The sequence below is a fragment of the Atribacterota bacterium genome (assembly GCA_028717805.1).
Lineage (GTDB): Bacteria > Atribacterota > Phoenicimicrobiia > Phoenicimicrobiales > Stramentimicrobiaceae > Stramentimicrobium.
Genome location: JAQUNC010000016.1, coordinates 35,623 through 44,516, shown reverse-complemented (window position 1 = coordinate 44,516; position 8,894 = coordinate 35,623). Strand labels below are relative to the sequence as shown.

The 8,894-nt window shown below is 33.6% G+C and carries 8 protein-coding genes; all 8 read right to left on the bottom strand.

From position 1 onward, the window contains the following. Nucleotides 1-815 precede the first annotated feature (815 nt). The 8 genes from PHD84_05085 to PHD84_05050 all read right to left on the bottom strand — a co-directional run bounded on the left by PHD84_05085 (nucleotide 816) and on the right by PHD84_05050 (nucleotide 8,771). Entirely contained in the window at nucleotides 816-2,171 is a 1,356-nt protein-coding gene (locus PHD84_05085) for a tryptophanase (GenBank protein ID MDD5637175.1), read from the bottom strand. Between the two features lie 99 nt (nucleotides 2,172-2,270). After that, the gene (locus PHD84_05080; GenBank protein MDD5637174.1) at nucleotides 2,271-3,071 is read right to left on the bottom strand and encodes a hypothetical protein; all 801 of its coding nucleotides are present in this window, start codon (nucleotides 3,069-3,071) and stop codon (nucleotides 2,271-2,273) included. A 158-nt stretch (nucleotides 3,072-3,229) separates the two neighbouring features. After that, nucleotides 3,230-4,528 carry a TRAP transporter large permease gene (locus PHD84_05075; protein MDD5637173.1) on the bottom strand — a complete coding sequence of 433 codons (1,299 nt, stop codon included), beginning with the start codon at nucleotides 4,526-4,528 and terminating at the stop codon, nucleotides 3,230-3,232. Beyond that, nucleotides 4,525-5,067, bottom strand: coding sequence for a TRAP transporter small permease subunit (locus tag PHD84_05070; protein MDD5637172.1), 543 nt, complete (start codon nucleotides 5,065-5,067; stop codon nucleotides 4,525-4,527). Before PHD84_05070 ends, PHD84_05075 begins: the two co-directional genes overlap by 4 nt. 33 nt (nucleotides 5,068-5,100) lie before the next feature. Next, nucleotides 5,101-6,102 carry a TRAP transporter substrate-binding protein gene (locus tag PHD84_05065; protein ID MDD5637171.1) on the bottom strand — a complete coding sequence of 334 codons (1,002 nt, stop codon included), beginning with the start codon at nucleotides 6,100-6,102 and terminating at the stop codon, nucleotides 5,101-5,103. A 127-nt stretch (nucleotides 6,103-6,229) separates the two neighbouring features. Beyond that, on the bottom strand, nucleotides 6,230-7,618 hold the full coding sequence (locus tag PHD84_05060) for a tryptophanase (GenBank protein MDD5637170.1): 1,389 nt from the start codon (nucleotides 7,616-7,618) through the stop codon (nucleotides 6,230-6,232). A gap of 46 nt (nucleotides 7,619-7,664) precedes the next feature. Continuing rightward, on the bottom strand, nucleotides 7,665-8,045 hold the full coding sequence (locus PHD84_05055; GenBank protein ID MDD5637169.1) for a Rid family detoxifying hydrolase: 381 nt from the start codon (nucleotides 8,043-8,045) through the stop codon (nucleotides 7,665-7,667). Between the two features lie 42 nt (nucleotides 8,046-8,087). Next, nucleotides 8,088-8,771 (bottom strand): helix-turn-helix transcriptional regulator, encoded by a 684-nt coding sequence (locus tag PHD84_05050; protein MDD5637168.1) that lies wholly within the window; start codon nucleotides 8,769-8,771, stop codon nucleotides 8,088-8,090. Between the last annotated feature and the right edge of the window lie 123 nt (nucleotides 8,772-8,894).

Below are 8,894 nucleotides of genomic sequence, written 5' to 3'. Positions count from 1 at the left end.
GTGTTATCCCATGTTCCCTATAAGGAAAAAGCAACATTGGCCGATTATCTCAAACAGATCTTTGATTCTCCCAGCAGGCAGATGGCTACTACCGTAGCGAACATGATTGCCCAAAATTATCAACAAATAATATTACTAAAATGTTAATAAATTCAATACTTCTGTATTGCTGAATTTGCTTATCTTGTAATGAGTTAATACTATCTCTATCTAATCCTATTATAAATCTTGATAGTAATAAACCCAGAGGATGGTCTAAATTTAATAATTCTAAGAAGTATTGAGTAATTCAAAACTTCATAAACTTTATTAATTGTCTATGTTGACATAATGGCTATAATATTTTTCGTTATTGGGCAAGAATATTAACCAAGCAATGTCCTGATGGAGAAGTGATACTGCGCTTTAAGAGTAGAAATGTTTTATGAGCAAAATAAGAAATTGAAATGAAACCAAAAGGATATATTCAAATACATTAAAATGTTTTACCTCGAAGAAAGATTAACTTCCTTTGCTTCCTAATACAATCTATAGAACAATAGAGGTTTAATGCAAAAGTGGTTTAAATGATTGTCTGGATTATCGGATGATAAAGCGCACTTTTAAATCCTGGAAATCGATTAACTACCTCTATTGCTTCTGAGGTATTGCTTAGAAAAAATACCAGCTAATAATTATTAAATCAATTCCAAGCGGCTTGACCTGGAGCAAAACCGCTTGGAATCCCTATTTTTATATGGTCTGCTGTCTATTTTATCAAACAATAGATGTTTGCATAAATTATTTCTTCAAGAGTATCTGTTATGAAAATTATCTTAGGTCAAATCTAGCTGGCAAAGAAAATGTTTTAAAACTTCTGGCGCAGAAACGATTTTGATTCCTTTTACCTTATCCTTTTGTTTTATAATCTTTTTGAATCCTTCAACCACAACATCCATATGTCGATCAGTATATACTCTGCGTGGAATAGCCAAGCGAAGTAGCTCCATTTGAGATTCTTCTCCAAAGGCTAACTTTCCAAGGCCAATTCCTCTGACGCCTGCTTCAATATATAGTGCAACTGCTAATGATTCAGAAGGATATCGATCCAAGGGAATATGTGGTAGAAATCCCTTCGCATCAACGAAAACAGCATGACCGCCTATAGGTCTAACCATGGGTATACCAATTTCGTATAATCGATCACCTAGATATTGAACCTGACGCACTCGATTAGCAATATAAGCATCATCAACCATTTCGCGCAAACCCTGTGCTAGAGCTTCCAGGTCTCGTCCTGACATTCCTCCATAGGTAACAAAACCCTCATTCAAAACAATATGTGGAAGTATCTTAAAATATAAATCCTTTTGATGTAAACCAATAAATCCACCCATATTAACAAGGGGATCTTTTTTGGCACTCATGGTGCAGCCATCGACATAACTAAATTGTTCTTTTACAATCTCAGCAACAGTTTTTTCTTTATAACCTGGCTCTCTTTGCTGTATAAAGTAGGCATTTTCCGCACAGCGAGCTGCATCAATATATAAGGATATACCATATTTTTGAGTCAACTTGCGGACTTCTCTTATATTTTTCATTGATACTGGTTGGCCGCCTCCGGTATTATTTGTTATAGTGATCATAACAAAAGGAATTCTTTCTTTTCCTTCTTTTTTAATCACTTTTTCTAGTTTTTCTAAATCTATATCACCTTTAAAAGGAGCTTCCTCGAGTGGTTGATAAGCAATATCTTTTACACATTCAACGAAAGTTCCTCCCTTATCAAGCACATGGGCTCCGGTAGAATCGAAAGGCATATTAAATGGGATAATATCACCTTTCTTCATTAATGTTCTAAAAAGAAAACTTTCCGCCGGTCTCCCCTGATGAGTCGGGACAACATATTCAAATCCCATGATATCCTGAACTGCTTTAGTAAAATTAAACCAACTTCTTGCTCCAGCATATGATTCATCCCCCATCATAAGAGCTCCCCACTGACGATGACTCATTGCTGAAGTGCCACTATCTGTTAAAAGATCGATATAAACATCTTCTGCCTTCAAGTTAAAAATATTATAATGAGCCTCTTTAATCTTTTTTTCCCGTTCTTCTCTGGGAATTAATTTAATTGGTTCCACTGACTTTATTCTATAAGGTTCTGCTATAAATCCTTCATTGTTCATTTTAATCCTCCTGATTATTTTTTTAATTATTTTTTTCTATCTTTATGTTAACTGAAACCCAAAATAAGTTTCTCACTATTATTTCATATTTTATTGATTCTATTTTGAATTTGATACTAGCTGATATACAAACTCAATCATATCATTAGCATCAAAAATAGGGATTCCCATTTTCTCTCTAATTAGTCCAGTATATAAAGGCATTTCAGTGCATTCATAAATAATTGCTCCAATATCCGGATTTTCGTTCAGCATTTTCTCTGTTACTTTAAATAATGATAATTCCACCTTCTCTGGATCATAATCTTTCTCTAATTGTGACCACCAGATATTACCATACTCACTCTCAGTCATTCCTTCTATAATTACTGGTATAGAAGGATCTACTTCACACATCTGAAATAAAAGATTATCCCATCTGGTAAGTAATTTCGAACTTGCTGTTAAGATTCCAATTTTTTTATCCTTTTTCATTGAATAATAGATTTGAGGAATAAATTGTATAGTAGAGGTAAAAACAGGTATATTAACTGCTTGTGACAAGTCTTTTTGCATGGTGCCTGTCATACCACATCCGGTTACAATGGCTTTTACCCCTTCATTTTCTAACTCTTGGGCAGATTTTACCCATTCCTCCAAATTCCATCCTTTTGCTTTTTTTATTTTATTTAAGTCAGCTTCTTGAGGTGGCAGTGGATTTTGAATAAACTTTAAACGTATCGGAAAATCAAAGGTTCCAACATAACATGGATGACCATATCGTATTGCTGGAAACCATTGCCCAAATAAGAGCATGCCTATATTTTCTCCAAAATCAAAACTCCAGCTTTCATTTTTATCTATTTCTTTTAAAATAGGATGGCCTTTTTCGGCATCCCATATTTGTCTGTATTTAATCATTATTTTCTGCCTTTTTTATTTACACAAAAGCAATATACACAAATATACTAATAGAACAAAAAGCTCTTTCTTCAGTCTAAAATATTTTATTTATACTTTAAATACTAAGAAAATTCTATTAACAATAATTATTATTCATTTATTATCATGGCAGAATATCATCTGTATAAAATAATTTTTGGCAACCAAATTGATAGCTGAGGTATAAATGTTACCAATAGAAGTACAGGTATATTCCCGAAGATCAGATAAATCATTGTATATCTAATAAAACTTGCCACCGGAACCTTTCCTACTCTGGACGCCATAAATAGATTTGTTGCAACAGGCGGGGTTAGCATTCCAGTCCCTTGATTGATAGCTAAAATTGCGGCCATTTGTATTGGAGTGACTCCTAATTGTTGAAACAAAGGAAATAACAGAGGAGCACAGATTAACATGGAACTGATATCATCCATCAGCATTCCAATAACTAATAACATAACATTGATAAGTAACAAAATAGTAATTCGATTGGAAGAAACATTCATGATAGCTTCAGCCAGCATCATAGGCAATCTCTCCAAAGTAAAAATACGACTAATAATTAGAATAAACATAATGATAAAATAAATACAGCCTGTAATGCTGACGGTGTCTTTGATAATAGAAAAAAATCTTTTTCTATTTAATGATCGATAAATAAAAAATCCTACTAATATTGCATAAGCAACTCCCACTGCCCCTCCTTCAGTTGGTGTAAATAATCCGCTATATATTCCTCCTAAAACAATAGCGGGGAATAATAAAGAAAATCCTCCTTTCTTTACAGAGATCATTAGTTTACCAAATGAGAAACCCTCAACATCCTTTATCTGAAAATTATTTTTACATTGCACATAATTGATAATGCCATAGATAATGATGAGCATAATTCCTGGAATTACCGTGCTTAGCCAACATGCAGCAACGGAGGTTCCGGTAATCATTCCAAATAAAATTAGAGGAATACTAGGCGGAATTAATTGTCCCAATAAACCTGAACAGGCAAGCAAGGCAGTTGAATAATTTCTAGGATAACCATATTGATCCATTTCTGGTAAGATTGCTGTTCCAATTGCACTAATTGCTGCCCCTGAAGAGCCTGTTATTGCTCCGAAAAAACCACATGATACAATAAGAACAAAACCAAGTCCGCCTTTTATTTTCCCGATCATGGAATTTATGAAATTTACGATCATTTTTGACATTCCACTCTCAGCCATGAGACCGCCTGAAATAACAAAGAATGGAATAGCCATAAGAGTAAAGGAATTTAAATTCACAAAGATAGCAGGTATGGTAAAATCTGTTCTCAAACCAAATGCATAAATCATCCCAAAACAGGTAATCGCAAAACAAGCAAACAGCGGTAAACCAATAAAGATAAGAAGTATCAATAGTAATATGAAAAGTCCCATAATTAATAAACTATTCATCTCATAACCTCTTTTAGTGACTGTAGATATTTTTGAGAATAATAATATAGAGAATAAATTGTGTGAATCAAGGCAAAGAAACCACCTACTACAAAGGCAAGGTATACTAACCACATATCAATTAGCAATACTAGAGATTTCTGTTTTGTTTCAAAAACCCATTTAATTTGCTCTATAGACCACCAAGTGAAAATTAAAATGCAAATTATCATAATAACCTTAAAAATAATTTCCAATAAATACTTCTTCTTTTCAGAGTGAATATACTTTTCTAAAAAGCCTGCGCGGAGGTGTGAATCCTCTTGGGATGCAACAGCTATTGCCAGCATATACATCCAAATTGAAGAAAATCGAGCAATTTCTTCCCATGATGAACTTTCAAAATTAATGGTTATTCGTAAGAAAATTGCCAGATTAACCAAGATAATCATAATCATAAATGCTATGAGTGACCCATAATCTTCTATGATTTGAATTGACTTTAAAAAGATTTGGACTGTAGATTGTTTAGATTGTTTATTTGAATTATTGCTGATCATTCTAACCTCCACACAGGTTTTTATTAATTATCTTTATTTCCCCAAATTATCTAACAGAAAATCTATAGACTCATCACCAAGGGTCTCTCTTGCTTTATCCCACATACCACCTGGTTTTTTAGCCAATTCAATCCATGATTCTCTTTGTTCAGCAGTTAATCTGGTGACAACAACACCCTCTTCTTCAAATTTTTGGTAATATTCTTCTTCTTTTTCCTTGGATTCTCTATTCACCTTTTCTACAATCTCATCTGCAGTTTTCTCAATAACTTCTTGCGTTTCTAGTGGAAGACTATCGAACAACCGCTTATTGATTAGGATTGAGATAAAAGCTGGCATGGAATTAGTATCGGTAAAATATTTTGTTACATCATGAAACTGGGTATAAACTGTTTCTACAGCTTGGTTTGCCTGACAATCAATAGTACCAAGTTGTAAGCCAGTAAATACTTCACCCATATCAACAGAAACAACTGGTCCCAGACTTTCATAATACACAACACTGGTAGGATAACCAACACGGGTTTTGATCTTAAGTTTAGTAATATCTTCTGGATAGACTACGGGTCCTTTCATCCCTGAATAGCCTTCAAATCCCACATTCATAAAACCAAGTAATTTTATTCCTAATTGCTCGCATCCTTCTGCAACATATTTAAATAAGAATCCATCCCGACCATAATATTCTTCAAAATCATCCCAATTCGTTACTACAAAATCCATATAGATTGCTGAAAATTGCTCATATCTGGGACTGGGCGGTATGAATCCCATCTCCTGTGATCCTTTGCTAATATTATCAAATTCATCCATCCAGAAACCTAATTGCTGAACAGGATAGCAATCCATCGTAATTTGTCCATCTGTTCTTTCCTCAACCAACTTTGCAAATTCAACCATTCCTGCACCAGCAGGTACAAAATCGGCAATAAGAGTACCGATTCTCCATTTTTGTTGCTTAGCAAAACTTGAAAGAGACAAAAGTAATACTAGAATTAAAATCACAGAAGCTGTTTTAATAAATTTTCCACTCATTATATTTTTCCTCCTTTTTTATTTTAAAATAATCATTTCTAATTTCTTTAGAAAAAAATTACCTCCTTGTTTATTTAGATTTTTAGATAGAAAAAATTTGACAAACCGATACTTCCGATACTTATTTTTAGCTTAAACGTTCTAATCGATACTGAAATATTCTTAAAAACTCATTCTTGGGCACCCATTTTATTCTAAAGCCCTTAACTTTTTCCCCTAAATCCATAGCTTCTTTAATTCCTTCGGCAGCATACTCGAGCTGGCTATCAGTATAAACACGACGAGGTATAGCATATCGGACTAATTCAAAGGGAGGAGATGTTAACTTGCCTGTTTCAGGATCAGTTCTACTCCACCCCAGGCTGGATGGATTTTCTATACCCATTACTCCGGATTCAATATAGGCCTGGATAGATAAGGCCTGAGCAGCAAATTCTTCTTTAGGAATATGTAGGTATGTTTTTAGCCCATCAACATAAATTCCATGTCCACCAGCCGGTTCATAAATGGGTACACCTTTTTCTCGAAGCATATCACCAAATAGTTTTACTTGTGAAATCCGGTGATGTAAATAATCATATTCCAGACCCTCATTTAATCCAATGGCTAAGGCTTCTAAGTCTCTTCCGGATAAGCCTCCATAAGTAATGTATCCTTCAAACTGGATTAACATGGCGCCCATTCGTTCATATAGTTCTTTATCATTCGTTGCAATCAAACCTCCCATATTAACCAGGGCACCTTTTTTGGAACTCATATGCATGATATCACCATAAGTATAAATCTCTCGGCAAATCTCTCGAATTGACTTATCTTGATATCCTGGTTCTCTTTGCTTAATAAAATAGGCATTTTCGGCTACCCTGGCTGAATCAATAACAACCTTAATGCCATTCTTTCGTGCTATCTTACTAGCTTCTTTTAAATTAGCTATTGAAACAGGTTGGCCAGCAGTAAAATTATTTGTCAAAACCATATTTAAGAAAGGAATATTCTTAGCTCCTCTTTTCCTTATCATGTCTTCTAGTTTATCCAAATCGATATTCCCTTTAAAAGGTCTATTAATTTGGGTATCAAGAGCTTCTTCTGGATATAGATTAATTGGCTCTATACCTAATCTTCTGGCATGTACTTCAGTCGTTCCGAAATGTGCATTAGCTGGTGTATAGCCACCTGGCTCACTAATTAAACATGAGCATACTATATTTTCCGCTGCTCTTCCCTGATGTGCAGCTAACACATATTTATAACCAGTAAATTCTTCTACAGCTTTTTCCAGATGATACCAGTTTTTACCACAAAAGTAGGATTCATCACCTTGCATCATCCCTGCCCACTGATCTTGACTCATAGCTGAAGTACCACTATCTGTCTCAAGGTTGATAGGAATATCTTCTGCCTTTAAAAATCCAGTGCAATAATCGGCCTGTTTTATTAATTTTTCTCTTTCTTCACGAGTATTCCATTTAATAGGTTCTACAACTTTAATTCGGTAAGGTGGCATAACTTTCTTCATTGAATTATCTCCTTCTTATTTTAGTGAATAGATACATTAACAAAATTTATTGATAGGCTATAGCTTCAATTTCAATATCAGCATCTTTAGGTAATTTCACTACTTGAACACAGCTTCGAGCGGGAAAATCACTATTAAAATATTCTCCATAAATCTGATTTACACTGGCAAAATGATCTAAATTTTTTAAAAATATAGTTACTTTAACTACATGATTAGCTTCCAATTGATAAGGTTTTAAAGCAGCCATTAAATTATCTAATGACTTCCTAGCTTGTTTTTCGATGCCACCAGGTACTATTTCCCCTGTTTTGACATCTATAGGCAACTGACCAGAAAGGAAGACAAATCGATCGATTTTAACAGCGGTAGAATAAGGACCGATAGCTTTCGGACTTTTTGGATTAACTAAAATTTCTTTTTGCATCTTTTAACCTCTTTATTCTTAATAAATTAGGCAAATAGTATTTTAACCTTGTTCTTGATTCTTTTTTCTCGCTTTTATTTCCTCCAGGTAATTATAGACAGTATAACGAGAAACATTTAATTTAAAAGCAAGTTGATCTACTGCTCCTTTAATTAAAAATCCACCTTTTTCATCAACTTTTTCTACTACTCGTAAATTATCTTCTTTCTGCATTAATGAGATGGGTTTGTGTATTTCATTTATCGCTTCATCTATTATGCTACTAAGAATTTCATCTACATCTTTGGTAAATGTTTCTTCCTTTCCACCGTTTAATTCATTTATAGCGCAAAACTCATCCATAATCTTTTCAAACATCATATGCCCTGTCAGGTCATAATTTATACATAAACATCCAACTATTTTATTATTTTGGTCTTTAATAAAGACACTAGAAGATTTCAAGATTCTTCCATCTTTTGTTTTACTTTTATAATTTATCATTTTGTCTTCACGTTTATTGCCAAACCCACCTTGGCGCCAGGATGACAGAGCTAAATCCGTTATGGGATCACCTATTTTTCTCCCAGTAACATAACCATTTTCAATAGCAATAATTGAATTCTGGGGTCCGCTAAAATCGTGCAACACAACTTCACAATTCTTACCAAATGTTTCAGCAATAGTTTTTATAATGGGTATAAGACTTCTTATGAGGGGGTGTATCTTTTTAATTTCTGATATCATAGTTTACCTTCTAAATTAACACTTTATTTTATTTATTAAAATATTTTATTTATTAAAATATTTTAATATATCTAAATTATACTATACCTTTTTATAATGTCAAATATTTTTACCTTGCTCACA